The organism is Aeromonas sp. QDB30, from assembly GCF_027707645.1.
GTDB lineage: Bacteria > Pseudomonadota > Gammaproteobacteria > Enterobacterales > Aeromonadaceae > Aeromonas > Aeromonas caviae.
Genome location: NZ_JAPCIY010000088.1, coordinates 1 through 15,229, shown reverse-complemented (window position 1 = coordinate 15,229; position 15,229 = coordinate 1). Strand labels below are relative to the sequence as shown.

The 15,229-nt window shown below is 65.6% G+C and carries 13 protein-coding genes and 2 pseudogenes; 4 read left to right on the top strand and 11 right to left on the bottom strand.

What is annotated here, in order from left to right; all coding sequences use genetic code 11:
- Positions 1 to 114: 114 nt before the first annotated feature.
- Together PG896_RS18650 and PG896_RS18645 are read right to left on the bottom strand one after the other, a co-directional pair.
- On the bottom strand, positions 115 to 855 hold the full coding sequence (locus PG896_RS18650) for a dienelactone hydrolase family protein (protein WP_161653701.1): 741 nt from the start codon (positions 853 to 855) through the stop codon (positions 115 to 117).
- A 145-nt stretch (positions 856 to 1,000) separates the two neighbouring features.
- On the bottom strand, positions 1,001 to 2,239 hold the full coding sequence (locus PG896_RS18645; RefSeq protein ID WP_041213272.1) for a uracil-xanthine permease family protein: 1,239 nt from the start codon (positions 2,237 to 2,239) through the stop codon (positions 1,001 to 1,003).
- Between the two features lie 317 nt (positions 2,240 to 2,556).
- On the opposite strand from PG896_RS18645, the pseudogene PG896_RS18640 reads away from it, so the two are divergent.
- Positions 2,557 to 3,768, top strand: a pseudogene (locus PG896_RS18640) (Hint domain-containing protein).
- Between the two features lie 121 nt (positions 3,769 to 3,889).
- Here PG896_RS18640 and PG896_RS18635 read toward each other — a convergent pair.
- A complete protein-coding gene (locus PG896_RS18635) occupies positions 3,890 to 5,599 on the bottom strand; it encodes an NAD-dependent malic enzyme (protein WP_270836065.1) in 1,710 nt (569 codons plus the stop codon).
- 221 nt (positions 5,600 to 5,820) lie between these two features.
- On the opposite strand from PG896_RS18635, the gene mobA reads away from it, so the two are divergent.
- The 3 genes from mobA to PG896_RS18620 all read left to right on the top strand — a co-directional run bounded on the left by mobA (position 5,821) and on the right by PG896_RS18620 (position 8,342).
- Entirely contained in the window at positions 5,821 to 6,435 is a 615-nt protein-coding gene (mobA, locus tag PG896_RS18630; protein ID WP_045523963.1) for a molybdenum cofactor guanylyltransferase MobA, read from the top strand.
- Positions 6,432 to 7,181: a molybdopterin-guanine dinucleotide biosynthesis protein B gene (gene mobB / locus PG896_RS21260; protein ID WP_270836064.1), complete on the top strand. Its 750-nt coding sequence runs from the start codon at positions 6,432 to 6,434 to the stop codon at positions 7,179 to 7,181. The genes mobA and mobB overlap by 4 nt, the downstream gene beginning before the upstream one ends.
- An 81-nt stretch (positions 7,182 to 7,262) precedes the next feature.
- On the top strand, positions 7,263 to 8,342 hold the full coding sequence (locus tag PG896_RS18620; protein ID WP_151028713.1) for an FUSC family protein: 1,080 nt from the start codon (positions 7,263 to 7,265) through the stop codon (positions 8,340 to 8,342).
- Between the two features lie 69 nt (positions 8,343 to 8,411).
- On the opposite strand, the gene PG896_RS18615 is transcribed toward PG896_RS18620, so the two are convergent.
- The 8 genes and pseudogenes from PG896_RS18615 to PG896_RS18580 form a co-directional block, all read right to left on the bottom strand.
- Positions 8,412 to 9,785, bottom strand: a complete 1,374-nt coding sequence (locus PG896_RS18615; protein ID WP_180898788.1) for an HD-GYP domain-containing protein — start codon at positions 9,783 to 9,785, stop codon at positions 8,412 to 8,414.
- 84 nt (positions 9,786 to 9,869) lie between these two features.
- The gene (locus PG896_RS18610) at positions 9,870 to 10,427 is read right to left on the bottom strand and encodes a DUF3332 domain-containing protein (protein ID WP_270836063.1); all 558 of its coding nucleotides are present in this window, start codon (positions 10,425 to 10,427) and stop codon (positions 9,870 to 9,872) included.
- Positions 10,428 to 10,571: 144 nt separating this feature from the next.
- Positions 10,572 to 11,867, bottom strand: a complete 1,296-nt coding sequence (locus PG896_RS18605; RefSeq protein WP_270836062.1) for a methyl-accepting chemotaxis protein — start codon at positions 11,865 to 11,867, stop codon at positions 10,572 to 10,574.
- A gap of 202 nt (positions 11,868 to 12,069) precedes the next feature.
- Positions 12,070 to 12,534: a GNAT family N-acetyltransferase gene (locus PG896_RS18600; RefSeq protein ID WP_270836061.1), complete on the bottom strand. Its 465-nt coding sequence runs from the start codon at positions 12,532 to 12,534 to the stop codon at positions 12,070 to 12,072.
- Between the two features lie 61 nt (positions 12,535 to 12,595).
- Positions 12,596 to 13,051 carry a DoxX family protein gene (locus tag PG896_RS18595; protein ID WP_041213281.1) on the bottom strand — a complete coding sequence of 152 codons (456 nt, stop codon included), beginning with the start codon at positions 13,049 to 13,051 and terminating at the stop codon, positions 12,596 to 12,598.
- The gene (locus tag PG896_RS18590) at positions 13,048 to 13,800 is read right to left on the bottom strand and encodes an HvfC/BufC N-terminal domain-containing protein (protein WP_103244499.1); all 753 of its coding nucleotides are present in this window, start codon (positions 13,798 to 13,800) and stop codon (positions 13,048 to 13,050) included. The genes PG896_RS18595 and PG896_RS18590 overlap by 4 nt, the downstream gene beginning before the upstream one ends.
- A gap of 114 nt (positions 13,801 to 13,914) precedes the next feature.
- Positions 13,915 to 14,756, bottom strand: a pseudogene (gene bufB, locus PG896_RS18585) (MNIO family bufferin maturase).
- A 59-nt stretch (positions 14,757 to 14,815) separates the two neighbouring features.
- Positions 14,816 to 15,079, bottom strand: a complete 264-nt coding sequence (locus PG896_RS18580; RefSeq protein WP_010673595.1) for a BufA1 family periplasmic bufferin-type metallophore — start codon at positions 15,077 to 15,079, stop codon at positions 14,816 to 14,818.
- Positions 15,080 to 15,229 lie beyond the last annotated feature (150 nt).

Below are 15,229 nucleotides of genomic sequence, written 5' to 3'. Positions count from 1 at the left end.
GGATTTAGGGACTCAGAATACTTTTTTCTGAAAATCAAGGCGGCCTTCCCCGGAAAGCCGCGATGAACCTAAAAAAAGCCATGGCACTGCCATGGCCTGCGTGAGCCGGCCCCCTCAGGAGCCGGTCACCTCCTTCAGGAAACCGGTGAAACGCTGCCAGGACTTGGCATCGGCATCGGCGCGGTAGTTGTCCGAGCCAAAGACGCTGAACGCGTGGGGAGCACCGCTGTAGCTGGTCGCCTCGTGCTTCACCCCGGCGCTCTCCAGCTCGGCCACCAGCGCCGCAAACTGACCCAGAGAGACCGCCTCGTCGGCGCTGCCGTGCTGGACAAGCAACTCTCCCTTCACCTCTTTGTAGTCCTGCCCGGCCGGGGTCTCCAGCCCGCCGTGCACGCTCACCACCCCCTTGAGATCCGCCCCGCTGCGGGCCAGCTCCAGTACGGCGGCGCCGCCAAAGCAGTAACCGAGGGCCACCGCATTGTCGAGCCGCCCCCCCTGCCTGCCCGCCTCCGCCAATCCCCCTTGCAGCAGGGTGCGCATCCTGGGCCTGTCCTGATAGAGGGCCCCGGTGAGGCGCTTCTTGTCTTCCACCGTGCTCGGCCTGACCCCGGCACCGAACAAATCTACGGCAAAGACACTGTAGCCCAGGGCCACCAGCATCTCGGCCCGCTTGATCTCGTAACCGTTGAGCCCGTCCCAGTCGTGCACCAGCACCACCAGAGGGGCCTGCTTGTCGGCACCCGCCAGGTAATAGCCCTCGAACGGCTTGCCTTCGACCTCGTAGCGCACCGCACCGGCCTCGGCCGCGCCGCTCCCCATCAGCCCCAGCAGAGCCAGGATCCATGCCCTCTTCATCCTTTCGTCCTCTCCCGTCAATGGTGCCCCTGAGTGTAGCCGCTTCACATGGGGAGCCCGGGTTCAGTGGTGGGCAGGCAAAAAAAGAGAGGCCACCCGAAGGTGGCCTCTTTTTCATCATCTCAACGTACAGCAAGCCAGGCGCTTAATCCTTGGCGCTCTCCATGGCACCCGTTTCGGAGTGCTGGGGCAGGATGAGGTTCAGCAGGATGGCCGCCACCGAGGCCAGCCCCACGCCCGCCAGGGCGAAGTCACCGATCTTCATCTCCAGGGCGCCGACACCCACGGTCAGGGTCACCGCCACGATGGCGATGTTGCGGGACAGCCCCAGATCCACCTTGGACTCCACCAGGGTCTTGAGACCGATGGCGGCGATGGATCCGAACAGCAGCAGCATGATGCCGCCCATCACCGGCATGGGGATGGAGGTGAGCAGGGCGTTGAACTTGCCGAAGAAGGCCAGAATGATGGCGAACACCGCCGCCCAGGTCATGGTGACCGGGTTGAAGTTGCGGGTGATCATCACGGCACCGGTCACTTCCGCATAGGTGGTGACGGGGGGACCACCGATGAAACCGGCGAAGCAGACGCCGATGCCGTCACCGGCCAGGGTACGGTGCAGGCCGGGATCCTTGGTGTAGTCCTTGCCGGTCACGCCGCCGATGGCCAGCACGCCGCCGATGTGCTCGATGCAGGGGGCGATGGCCACCGGCAGCATGAAGAGGGCCGCGGCCCAGTTGATCTCCGGGGTCTCGAAATGGGGCAGCGCCAGCCAGGGGGCGTTGACCATGCCGTCGAAACTCACCTGGCCCATCAGCACGGCAGAGACATAACCGGCGATGACACCGCACAGGATGGGGATGAGCTTGATCCAGCCCTTGCAGAACACGGCGGCAATCAGGGTGACCGCCAGGGAGATGCCCGCCAGGGTCAGCGCCGTGGTGGCAGGCACCACCTGCTCACCGCCGGCACGGCCCATGGCCATGTTGCAGGCTACCTGGGCCACCGACAGGCCGATCACCATGATGACGGGACCGATGACCACGGGGGGCAGCAGCTTGTGCACGAAGCCCATGCCACGAGCGCGGATGATGGCCGCCAGGATGAAATACATGAAGCCCGCGGCAAACAGACCGAACATGGTGGAGGGCAGGCCCCAGGTCTGGGTGGCATAGATGATGGGGGCGATGAAGGCGAAGCTGGAGCCGAGGAAGATCGGCACCTGACGACGGGTGCAGAGCTGGAACAGCAGGGTGCCTACACCGGCGCCAAGCAGGGCCATGGAGGGATTCAGACCGGTGAGCAGGGGCACCAGCACCATGGCACCGAAGGCGACAAACAGAATTTGCAGCCCGGCGACGCTTTGCTTGACCAAGGAAAACATGGGTATCCTTAATTTTTTGATAACTGACAGGGATATTTGACACTTTTCAGTCATCACAAGACGTTTTCAAGGCAGCCAACGGACCAAATGGCGTCATTTGTTGCCTTTTACTGCTTGGGGAGGGCATGAAACTGGCTTTTTAGGCGGGATTCGCTGCTACAAGCATCGAGGATGCGATTTTACGCACTTTTATGGCCAACGCCAATCGTTTTTCCGGCGAGTTGACATGACAAGGCTTTCAACTGGTCGACGCAGATATCGCCCCAATCCCCTCTCTATACTCGAAGGCGTGACCCCACACCGACAAGGAGTTCCCCATGTCACTGCCCTCGTTCAAACCCAGCCAGCGCCGGCTGCTGCTGGGCTCGGCCATCGCCCTGGCCCTGTTCGCCACCCCGCTAAGCTATGACTTCGACCACCACCAGTGGCAGGCAAACCAGGCCCATGCCAAGTCCTGCTTCATTGCCGGTACCCGCATCCTGATGGCCGATGGCTGCGAACGCCCCATCGAGACCCTGCGGGTCGGCGATCGGGTGCGGGACAGGCACGGGCAGAGCAACCGCATCCAGGCCATCGAGCGGGTGGCGCTGGGGGCGCGCAGGCTCTACGGGCTCAATCATCTGCCCCCCTTCTTTACCGCCGAGCACCCCTTCCTCACCACCCGGGGCTGGGCGGCCATCGCACCGGCCATGACCCGCACCGAAAACCCGGCCCTCGCCGTGCTGCCGCTCTTTACCGGCATGCACCTGCTGGGTTGGTCAGAGGGGGGCAGCGCGGGCAACCTGGCGCTGGCGCCGCACCCTGTCGAACTGCCGGTGGCCTCCCTCTCCTGGGTTGATGCCCCGCCCGCCACGGCGCTGTTCAACCTGATCCTCGATGGCAGCCACAGCTATGTGGCCAATGGGCTGATCGTGCACAACAAAGGGGGGGATGGCGGCGGCAACAGTGGTAGCGGAGGCGGCAACAGCGGCGGCGGAGGCAGCAACAGCAGCGGCGGAGGCAGCAACAGCGGCGGCGGAGGCAGCAACAGCAGTGGTGGGGGCAATAGTAGCCACAGTGGAAACAATAGCGGAAATGGAGGCGATAGTAGCCATAACGGAAACAATGGCGGGGACGACAGCGGCCACGGCGGCGATGACCGTGGTCAGGGCGAACATGCCGGTGGCGACCAGCACGCTGGCGGCGATCGCCACGGCGGTGGCGACAAGCATGCAGGCGGGGAGCGTCATGCCGGTGGCTGGGTGGACGACAACGGTGTGGACGCCGTCGATGCCAATGGCAACAAGCTTCGAGGCGATGGCCGGGTGGATGACAACGGTGTGGACGCCGTCGACGCCAATGGCAACAAGCTTTGAGGCGATGGCAGCGTGGATGACAACGGCGTGGACGCCGTCGACGCCAATGGCAACAAGCTCAGGGGCGACGGCAGCGTCGATGACAACGGCGTGGACGCCGTCGATGCCAACGGCAACAAGCTTCGAGGGGACGGCAGCGTCGATGATCGCCTGGTGCCCCCGCCCGCCCAATAGGTGGCAACGTCCTGCCCCGCAAACACAGCAGGGCGGAAAAATGAGAGGGTGGCCTGGGCCACCCTCTCTTGTTTATGCGGCGTCGTCCGGCCCGGCCATCTCGTCAGGCCGGGCGCGTGCCTCAGACCCGGCGATAGGGCAGGTAGACCGGCTCCCACATATGGCTCAGGATATGCTCTTGCAGATCCTGACCGATGAGCGGGTGGGAGGGGTCGCGGCGCACGATATCCTTGAGCACTGCGGTCGCCACGTGCACCGAGATGTTGCGCAGCTCGCTGATCCTCGGGTAGACGGTGCCCCGGGCGAGATCCGCCTCGCTCACGCACTCCGCGAGCGCAAAGGCGGCGGTGGTGAAGATGTCCGGGCTTATCTCGCGGATCTGGCTGACGATGGCCGCCAGCCCCACCCCGGGGAAGATGAAGACGTTGTTGCCCTGACCGATGCGATAATCCTGCCCCTCATGGTGCACGTCCTTGAACGGGCTGCCGGTGGCGACGATGGCGCGCCCCTGGCTCCAGCGGAAGATGTCTTCCGGCAGGGCCTCGCAGTTGGCGGTGGGGTTGGAGAGGGGGAACACCATGGGGCGCTCGCAGTGGGTCAGCATCAGCTGGATGTGCTCCTCCTGGAAGGCGCCACCGGCGCCGCTGGTGCCGAGCAGCACTGTGATGGGCACGTGGCGCAGCACCTCGGTCAGCCCCACCTTGCCCTGCAGATCCCACTGGGCCAGCAAGAGGCCCGGCTTGGCGTAGCGGCGCTTGTACTCATCCAGCCCCTCGCGGTTGTCACACACCAGCCCCTGGGTATCCAGGATGTAGATGCGATCCCGCGCCGCCTGCGGGTCAAGCCCCTCGCGGATCATCCCCGCGCAGATCTGATCCGCCACCCCGACCCCGCCAGCCCCGGCCCCGTAGACCAGGTAGTGCTGCTGGCCCAGGGTTTCCCCCTTGGATTTGACGGCCCCAATGATACCCGCCAGCACCACGGCCCCGGTGCCCTGGATGTCGTCATTGAACGACGGCAGCGCCTGCTGGTAGCGGGCCAGGTTGTTGAAGGCGTTGGACTTGCTGAAGTCCTCCCACTGCAGCACGGCGTTGGGGAAGTGGCGCTTGACCCCGGCCACGAACTTGTCGATGAAGTCGTCGTACTCCTTGCCGCGAATGCGCCTGTGGGGCTGACCCAGGTACATGGGGTCATCCAGCAGCGCCTGGTTGTCGGTGCCCACGTCCAGCGCGATGGGCAGGCAGCAGGCGGGGTGGATGCCCGCCCCCAGGGTATAGAGGGCGAGCTTGCCGATGGGAATGCCCATACCCCCCACCCCCTGATCGCCGATGCCGAGGATCCCCTGGCTGTCGGTCACGACGATGATGCGCACCGCCTTGGCATCCATGTGGCGGGCGAGGGAGCCCATATCCTCGACGTTCTTCGGGGTGATGTAGAGGCCGCGCGGCTTCTGGAAGCGGTGGCTGAACTCCTGGCACGCCTTGCCCACGGTCGGGGTGTAGATGTAGGGGGTCATCTCCTCCACGTGGCGGGACAGGAGGGCGTAGAACAGGGTTTCGTTGCGATCCTGCAAGGCTCGCAGGTTCTGGTACTTCTCGATGTCGCTGCAGGCGCTCAAGAAGGCCTCATAGACCCGCTCCAGCTGGGCTTCGAAAGTCTGCACCTGGGGCGGCAAGAGGCCGCCCAGCTCAAAATCGGCCCGTTCCTGTTCGGTGAAGGCGGTGCCCTTGTTGAGGTTGCGATCGTTGAGCAGATTGGTGCCCGTCAGCGCAACGGGGCGAAAATCGTGACCCTGTGCATCTTTCCACAGCAGATATTGTCCGGTAGCCATAGTCATTCTCTTTGATTTACATGAAGTTGCCATCAGGCAGGAGAGCAAGGCTCAGAATGCTGGGGATCATATGACGTTTGCCGATCCGGTTTTGTGAGCTTGGACAAACCCTGCGGCCAAAGGCGCCTTTGCCGGGGCAGCCGAAGGTTGCTCCCGCGCCCGCCTTGGCGCAAGATCCCGACACGCCCCTGTGGGCATCCCTTTGCGAGCAACGGAGCACCATGACCCCTTCCTCTTCCCCCGCTTTTCTCGTCAGCGGCGTCATCCTCGCGGGCGGTCGCGCCACCCGCATGGGGGGCGATGACAAGGGCTGGGTGCCCCTCGCGGGCACTCCCCTGATCGAACACGTGCTGACCCGCCTGCGCCCCCAGGTGGACGAGGTGCTGATCAACGCCAACCGCAGCCAGGCTCGCTACCGGCAGCTTGCCCCCGTCATCGGGGACGCGCAGGCCGACTTCCAAGGGCCGCTGGCCGGCATGCTGGCGGGGCTGACGGCGGCCCGTCACGACTGGGTGCTGTTCGTCCCCTGTGACGGCCCCGCCCTGCCCCTTGATCTGATGACCCGCTTTCGCGCCGCCATCACCCCGGACACCGATCTGGTGGTGGCCCACGACGGGGAGCACCTCCAGCCCGTGGTCGCCCTGCTGCGCCGCGCCCTGCGCCCCTCCCTGAGCCAGGCGCTGGCGGACGGGGAGCGCAAGACCGGGGCCTGGTTTGCCCGCCACCGGATGGCGGTGGTGCCCTTTGCCGATCTGCCCGACGCCTTCGTCAACCTCAACAGCCCGGCCGAACTCGCCGCCTGGGAGGCGAGGCTGCGGGAAGGGGGCGCGCCATGAGCCCCCTGCCCCTGCTCGGCTTCGTCGCCTGGAGCGGCACCGGCAAGACCACCCTGCTGGAGCGCCTCATCCCGCGCCTGGTGGCGCGCGGTCTGCGCCTCGGGGTGCTCAAGCACACCCACCACGCCTTTGACATGGACCAGCCCGGCAAGGACAGCCACCGCCTGCGCCAGGCGGGCGCCACCCAGGTGATGGCGGCCTCCGACCGGCGCCACGCCCTGATCCGGGAGACCCCGGAGGGGGAGCCCCCCTTCGAGGCGCTGCTGGCCCGCTTCGATACGAGCGCCCTGGATCTGCTGTTGGTCGAGGGGTTCAAGCACAGGCGCTTTCCCAAGGTGGAGCTGTATCGCGCCGCCATCGGCCGGCCCCTGCTCTTCCCCGATGATCCTGACATCGTCGCCCTCGTGAGCGACGCTCCCCAGGCCACGACCCTGCCCCGATTCCCCTTCGAGGATCTGGAGGCCATCGCCGACTTCATCTGCGCCCGGTTGCCCCCGCACGCCCCCCGTCAGGCCCCGCCGCCTCTTCGCCTCTGCGCCCGGCTGCTGGCGGCCCTGCCCCCATCGGCAGAGCAGGGCGTTGTGCCCGGCTTGCTCAGTCAGGACGAGGCGGGCACCCTGCTGGTGCGCCCGGTGGATGGGGGCCACGACAGTGCCAACTGCCACATCGAACGGGCGCCGGGTAGCGCGGCCCTTCCCCCCGGCGAGCGGGTCATGGTGCGCCTGCCGACAGGTGCGCCCGTATGAACCGGAGAAACGACGCAGGTCAAGGCGAATGCCGTCCCCCTTGCTATCCTCACAACCCTGACCCGAGATAAGAGAACGCCCTTGCGCCTCAATGCCCCGCTCTCCCGCTTCGATCTGCTCATCTATGGCCGCTACCGCCTGGTCCACGGCCTGCGCATCGCCCTGGCCTTCACCCTCACCTTCCTGCTGACCCGGGAGCTCAAGCTGCCGGAGAGCACCTGGCCCCTCATCACCCTGGTGGTGGTGATGGGCCCCATCTCGTTCTGGGGCAACGTGCTGTCGCGCGCCCTGCAACGGGTGGTGGGCACCGTCTTTGGCGCCGCCTGCGGGGTGGTGGCCCTCTATCTGGAGCTCTACTCCCTGCCCCTGATGCTGGCCTGGTGCTGCGCCATCATGTTCCTGTGCGGCTACCTGGCGCTCGGCAAGCGCCCCTATGTGGGGCTGCTCATCGGCATCACCCTGGGGGTCATCGTCGGCGGGGTGCCCGGGGACATCGAGACCGCGCTCTGGCGCAGCGGCGACGTCATCCTGGGGTCGGTGCTGGCCCTGCTGTTTTGCAGCATCTACCCCCAGCGGGCCTATACCCACTGGCGTCTGCAGATGCACGACACCCTGCAGCAGGCCGGGCGGCTCTACCACACCCACCTCTCCCCCAACGTGCTGGAGCGCCCCAGGCTCACCCGAAGCCATGCCCGCCTGCTCGCCAAAATAGTCAGCCTGCGCCCCCTGCTGGCCCCGGCGGTCAAGGAGACCCGCCTTGGCAGCCCGCTGTTCGAGGCGACCCAGACCACCCTTCGCAACAGCGTCTGCACCCTGGAGATGCTGGCCAACACCTACTGGCGGGATCGCCAGAGCCACTTCCTGATGCAGAGCCACCCGGGGCTTCGCGCCTGCCAGCAGGCGACGGAGTCGGTGCTCACCGAACTCGCCCTCATGCTCAAGAGCGGCGATACCACGGCAGCCGACCAGGCCATCGGCCGCCTGCAAGAGGCCGCTGCCCGGCTCGATGGGGACGCAAGCCAGGCGCCAGGCCAGGGACACGACCCCACCCTTGGCGGCTACCTCTGGCTCAATCTCCATCTCATCGAGCAGCTCGCCCACCTCCATCGCCTGCTGGGGCTGGTGCTGCAACCCTATGCCAAGCCCTCGGCACGCCCCTGATCGCGCCGCCTGCAACCGCCCACAAAAAAGCCCCGCCGTTGCGGGGCTTGTTTGTCTCGGGCTCGCGCCTTAGCTTGCACGAGCCAGGGGCTGCTCCGGAGTGAGGTAGAGGGAGAAGTCCTCTATCCCCGCCTTCAGGGCGGCAAAGCAGTCGGGGTCGATGGCCGTGCCCAGGTTTTCCGCCATCATCTCCAGGGCCCGCGGCACCGGGATGGCATCCCGATAGGGACGCTTGGCGGTGATGGCATCGAAGATGTCGGCGGTGGTGATGATGCGCGTCTCCAGGGTGATCGCCTCCCCCTTGAGCCCCTTGGGGTAGCCCTTGCCATCGAGTCGCTCATGGTGGGCACCAGCCACCAGGGCCAGCTCCTCGAAGGCGCCGATGCGGCCCAGGATCTCCTCGGTGTAGGCGGCATGCATCTGCACCGCCGCCCACTCCTGCTCGTCAAGCTTGCCCGGCTTGTCGAGGATGGCGTTGCTCACCCCGAGCTTGCCCACGTCGTGAAGCAGGGCACCCCGCTTGAGCCAGCGCCGCCGTGGCTCGGACAGCCCCATCTGGGCGGCGAGGATGTCGGTATAGAGCGCCACCCTGCCGCTGTGCCCCGCGGTATAGGGGCTCTTGGAGTCCACCACCTGGCCGAAGGCCGCCGCTATCTCGTCCAGATAATCCTCATCCAGCGCCACCTCCCCCTGCCCCGCCGGGTGGGCGAAGACCCGCTCCGCCAACGCGGGATCCGCCAGCCCTTGCCAGAAGGCGTCGTCGGCCAGCGCCTCGAAGGCCCTGACCAGGGCGGGATCAAACCAGTTGCCGCTGCGCTCGCGCAGCTCCCTCATCGCCGCGTCCGGCCCGGCGGCGGCGTGAAACACGTCCACCACCTGACAGAGCAGGGCGATGCGGGAGAAGAGCGGGATGGCCTCTCCCGCCAGTTGTTGCGGCCGCCCTTTGCCGCTCCAGTGCTCATCCAGGGAGAGGATCCCCTGGGCCACCTCGTCGCTGAAACGCAACTGGCGGGCGATGTCCGCCCCCCGGTGGCAGCGGGTCAGGATCAGCTCGTTGGCTATCTGATCCCCGTTGCGAAAGATGTGGAACAGGCTGCGGAAACGGCCCAGCAGATCCGCCTGCAAGCCGGTGTGGCCCAGCACGAAGTTGACCACCTCGGAGAGGGAGCCATCCACCAGCTTGAAGTCGCGCTTGAAGTGAAGATCGTCGGTGAGATAGAGCTCGCAGATGCGGGCGGCATTGCTGCTGCACCCCAGATCCTTGAGCAACAGGGTGTAGTAGAGGTCGTGGCGCTGCCGGGCATCCAGTCCCAGTTGCTCCCCCAGACGAGAGCCTATCCAGCAGCAGCGGATGCAATGGCCTCTCGGCTGCCCTTCCGTCATGTCCAGGGCATGGCTGAGAGAACCAATCAGCTCTGCCAAACGCAACCCGTTTACCGTCATAGCCCACTCCCTCTACATCGGGGCGTACTTGCCCGCAGGCATGTATAGCATTTGTCGGGAGTAAAGGATCAGGGGCGCGACAAATTATACCTGCCCCGCTCCCCGACTTGCCGCCGCATCGCGCTGCTCGCGGCTCAGGGTCGAGACCAGTTTGTCATCCAGATAGAGATCCAATCGCTCCCCGCGCATCTCCCCCCGCATCAGGCTGCGCTGACCGTCGATGTAGTGGATCTCCATCTGGGCGGTGCGCTCGTCCGGGTAGCTCACCTCTACCTCGCGCACCCCTTGGGGCAGCATGGCCAGCGGCACCTGGTTGAGGGCAGGATCCAGGTGCTGGTTCACCTTGATGATCGCATCGCTCTTCTGATCCACCAGGGCGGGCGCCTTGCCGGTGATGGGGTTCTTGCCGGACCAGAATTCGATGGTGTTGAACACGAAGAGATCCGCCGTGGCCGCCAGGCCATAGACGGGGGAGAGCAGCACGAAGACGCCGGCACGGCCGTAGCGGTTGTCCACCACGCTGAGGTTGCCCTTGGTCACCATGGAAGAGAGGCCCATCTGACCCATGCAACCACCAAGCCCCAGGCTCGCCCCCACTCCCAGCAGCAGGGCCAGTGCCCTGCCTCTCTGTCGTACTGCCATTGTTGTCTACCTGCTCAATAAAAAGGAGGCGGCAGCCTAAACAAGGGGGCCGGGCGGCACAATGACGAAGGGGGGCGTCATACAGCCAGGGTTCAGCCTGGCCGTCCGATCGCTCACTCTGTTGGCAATCTTGCGGTCAGCCCCTCAGATGGAGAGGGCAGACACCGTCTGGGAGACCCTGTCCGCCTCCTGGTGGATCTCGCTCATCAGCTTGTCCACCCCGGCGATCTGCTGCTTGCCGAGTTCGGCGCTGCCCGCCACCCCGGCCATGTCGTCGGTCACCCTGGCGGTCAGCTCGCGGTTCTTCTGCACCACCCTGGCGATCTCGTCGGTAGAGAGCGACGTGCGGGCGGCCAGCTGGCGCACCTCGTCCGCCACCACCGCAAACCCGCGCCCCTGCTCCCCTGCCCGCGCCGCCTCGATGGCGGCGTTCAGGGCCAGCAGATTGGTCTGATCGGCGATGGCGCTGATGGTCGAGACGATGGCCTCGATGCTTCTGGACTGCTCGTTGAGCTGACCGATGAGGGCGATGGCCTCATCCACCTGGGAGGCGATGAGGGAAGAGGTCTGCACCACGGCGCGCAGCAAGCCCGCCCCCTCCTCTGCGCTGTGCAGGGTCTCCTGGGCGGTGCTGTGGGCCAGGCGGGCGGCCTCCCGGGTGGCGTGGTTCTGCTCGATGCGCGCGGTGATGTCGCTGGCGAACTTCACCACCCGCACCACCTTGCCGCTACCATCCCGGATGGGGTTGTAGGTCGCCTCCAGCCAGACGGCCTGCCCCCGGCTGTTGTGGCGCATGAAGAGGCCGGATTTGAACTGGCCCCGGGCCAGCTCCTCCCAGAAACGGGGCTGCTCGCGCAGGAAGGTTTCGTCACAGAAGATCCTGTGGTGCCTGCCCGCGATCTCCCCCAGGGTGTAACCCATGACGCTCAGGAAGTTGGCATTGGCATGAATGATGTCGCCGTTCGGGGTGAACTCGATCATGGCCCGGGAACGGTCCAGCGCCTCGGTCAGCGCCTCGAGTCGCTCCAGCCGCTGGTGCTGTTCGGTGACGTCGCTGGCCATCTTGAGTACCCGGGTCACCCGGCCCTGGTGCTTCACCGGGAAATAGGTCGCCTCCAGCCAGCGCGTCTCCCCCTGCAGGTTCACGCGCTCGAAGGTGCCAGACTGCACCTCCCCCTGGGCGAGGCGGCGCCAGAACTGGCGATAGTCACCGGACTCCCCCCAGGCCCTCGGACAGAGCTGGCTGTGGGGCTGCCCAATCAGTTCGGCGGCACCATATCCCATCAGGGCCAGGAAAGGGGTGCTCGCCTCCTGGATGATCCCCTCCGGGCTGAAGATGACGGTGGCGGCACCCGCCTTGATCGCCTCTATGATGCCCTGCTCCTCGTCGAGCCGGGTCTGGCATGCCTGCAACTGCGCTTTGAGCTTCTGATTGAACATGACACTTCTTCCTCGTTGACCATCCTCATGGGCACCACGGCCTCACCCACAGAGGGTATCGGCACCGCCAGCGCCGACATAAGTGGTCGGACGACTGAAACGAATGGGGCGCGCAGTGTATAGAAAAGCGGCGATGCCGCCAAGGGCTCCCAATACGCAGCCCTTGTGAAAGAGGATCAATCCGGTGCAGAAAAAGAGGAGGCTAACGAGCGGGAACGCACTCGAGGCAGGCGGGATTGCCGGCAAAGCCGAACCGTTCGTAGATAGCGCGCCCATCAGTGCTGGCATGGAGCCACAGCTTGCCCAGTTGCTGCTCGCGGGCATACGCCACCATGGCCACCAGCAGGGCGTTCGCCATTCCCCGTCTGCGCCAGGCCGGCCGGGTGTAGATGTTGAGCAGGTACCCTTCCCGCCCCGCCAGATTGCCCGGGTAGGGCGGGCGCACGAAGAGTGCCAGGGGGGCGCACGCCACCACCTCGCCCTCCTCCTCCACCACCCAGCTACGGGCGCTGCCCTCTTCCTGCGCCTGAATGAAGTAGGCCTGCGTCGCCTCCCTGAGAACCGGATCCTCATCGGGCCGGGCAAGTTCCCCCACCTCACAAAAGAGCGCCATGCGCAGTGTCGTCAGGGCGGGAATATCGGCCGCCAGGGCCTCGCGAACCTTCATCTCTTCTCCTTTGCATTCCTGTCCCGCCCCGTCAGTCAGGCAGGGCTCGTGTGCGGCCACCTTACGCCGGAGGCGAGCGACGGGCAAGGCGCCAGCTGTCGAGCCCCAGGGGGCCCGCCCCCCACACGGCCAGGGTCAGCAGCATCCAGCCCCACAACTGGTGATCGTGAAAGCCTCCCGCCCAGAGGGCCGGGTAGGAGATGACCGCCATGGCGTTGAAGCCAAACAGCAGCAAGGCGACCGGACGGGTGAAGAGGCCCGCCAGCAGGAAGAGGGGCAGCAACAGCTCGGTCGCCGTGCCCGCATAGGCCGCCCACTGCCAGGGCAGCAGGGGCACCTGATATTCGAACTCGAACAGATAGAGGGTGCTGTCCCAGGCCGTTAACTTGAGCCAGCCGGATCGCAGAAAAATGGTGGCGACCCAGAGCCTGGCAAGCAGCAACAGGCCACCGCTGCACCAGGGCAAGATGCGTTCAACAAGGGGGCCAAGGGGCCTGGCAAGGGTTTGCGTTGTCATGGGGCAAGCTCCAGATCGACCAGCAGGTCGAGGGTGATGAGGGGGGCCAGGTGTTCGGCCATGGCGGGATCCTGAGCCAGCAGGCTGGCCAACGGCCTGCCCTGCAGGCAGCCTTGCAGCAGACGCCAGGCGGCGGCATCCAGGGGAATGGGGTCGACCCGGTGTCCGGGGCGTTTCTTGAGTGCCAGGGAGCAGACTGCATCCAGCTCCCTGACCGTCTCACCGCCGTGCAGGGCCATCTGCCAGAGCGCCAGCACCGGATGGGGGCTCTCCAGGAGTTGCAGATCGCAGGCAGGATGCAGCACCAGCCGCTCCCAGTGCTCAGGGGTCATGGCGGCAAGCCGCTCGGCAGGCCAGCGCCGCGTCTCTGGCGCAAGCAGCGAGACCCGCTCCAGCCCCCACTCGAAGCGGGCCAGATCCCCGAGCCAGGGCAACGCGGCCGTGGTGGGCAAGCGTACCAGCCAGTCGCCAAAGCCCTCCCCGTAGTCCATGACGCTCCCCTCCTCCAGAGGTGCCGCCAGCACGAACCCTCGTGCCGCCGCCTCAAAGAAGGTCTCGCCAACCATGGCGCGTACCGCGGGGTAGCTGCTGGCGAGCACCTCGGTGAGGCCGAGGATGAAGTTGTTGCGATATATCTGCAACAGGGCGTCGGGGGCAAAGCGTCCCGGCTGGATGTGCCCGAGGATGGCATCATCCTGGCCGAGCAGACCGCTCGCAAAAGCGCGTTGCAGGGAAGCAAGCTCAGACATGGGCGGCCTCCCCGAGCAGACCGCTCACAAAAGTACCTTGCGGGGAAACAAGCTCAGACATAAGTGGCCTCCCCGAGCAGACCGCTCGCAAAAGTACCTTGCGGGGAAACACGCTCAGACATGGGCGGCCTCCCTGGATGGTTGCTGTGCCGGCTCAGGATCTCGCTGGCACGCTGCGCCTCTCCCAGCAGCACCGGCAGCGGGGGGATCGCCAGATCCCATTCAATCAGGGTGGGGATGGCGCGCTGCTGGCAGACCTGCTCGTAGAGCGCCCAGACGGGCTCGGCCACGGGGGAGCTGTGGGTGTCGATATAGAGGGGCCCCTGGGGCAGGTGCTTCTCGGTAAAACCGGCCAGGTGAATTTCGCCGACCGTGTCGAGGTCGATAGTCGCCAGATAGTCGTCCACCTCCAGGCCGTGATTGACCGCGCTCACATGGAGGTTGTTGAGATCGAGCAGGACGCCGCAGCCGCTGCGCCCAGCCAGCTCGGCCAGAAACTCGGCCTCCCCCATCTCCCCCGCCAGTTGCAGGTAGGAGGAGGGATTCTCGACAAGCAGTTGTCTGCCCAGTGTCTGCTGCACCCGATCTATCTTGTCGCTCATGTGCAAAAGAGCGGCCCGGGTGTAGGGCATGGGCAACAGATCGTTGAAATAGCGCCCGCCGATGCTGCCCCAGCTCAGGTGCTCCGACACCCGTACCGGCGAGATGGCCGCCACCAGGGCTGCCAGCCGGCGCAGGTGCCCGGCATCGAGCGGATCGGCGGAGCCCAGCGACATGCCGACTCCGTGAAGGCTCACGGGGTAGTGCCTCGCAAGCTCCGCCAGCACCTCGAAGCCCTGGTTGTGGCGCTCGAAGTAGTTTTCGCTGTGTACCTCAAGCCAGCCCACTCCGGGCAGGGTGTGGCGGATCTCGTCGTAGTGCGGGGTGCGTAAACCGATACCGATCAAGGGGTTCATGGCTGGGCTCTCAATAGATAGGGCCATGATGTGGCGGGCGCCACACCATGGCATGCGGCTTACTTGGGTTGCAGGGACCCGCCAGCGAGCTTCTCGCACAGCCCCTTGGGCACCACCACGAAGGCATCCCCCTGGGCATCCATCTTGGCGGTGCCGGCGCAGGATCCGCCCTTGGTGGCGCAATCGTTCTTGCCCGCCTTGACCACGCCGTAGCACTTCTCCTTGTCATCCGCAGCCATGGCCGGCGCGGCGATGAACTGGGCACCCAGGGCCAGCAGACCCGTCATGGCAGAGGCGATGGCAGTACTTTTTTTCACGTTCATGTCTCTATTCCTTGTTGTCGAGAGTGATGTCTCCGGCGCATCTCATCCGGCTACGTTCAATAGAACCGGACGAGTAAGTATTCACCGGAACAGTATTGACACAGGAAAAATGAGACGATCGTCTCTTGATCCCACTTTCCTGCTTGCTTG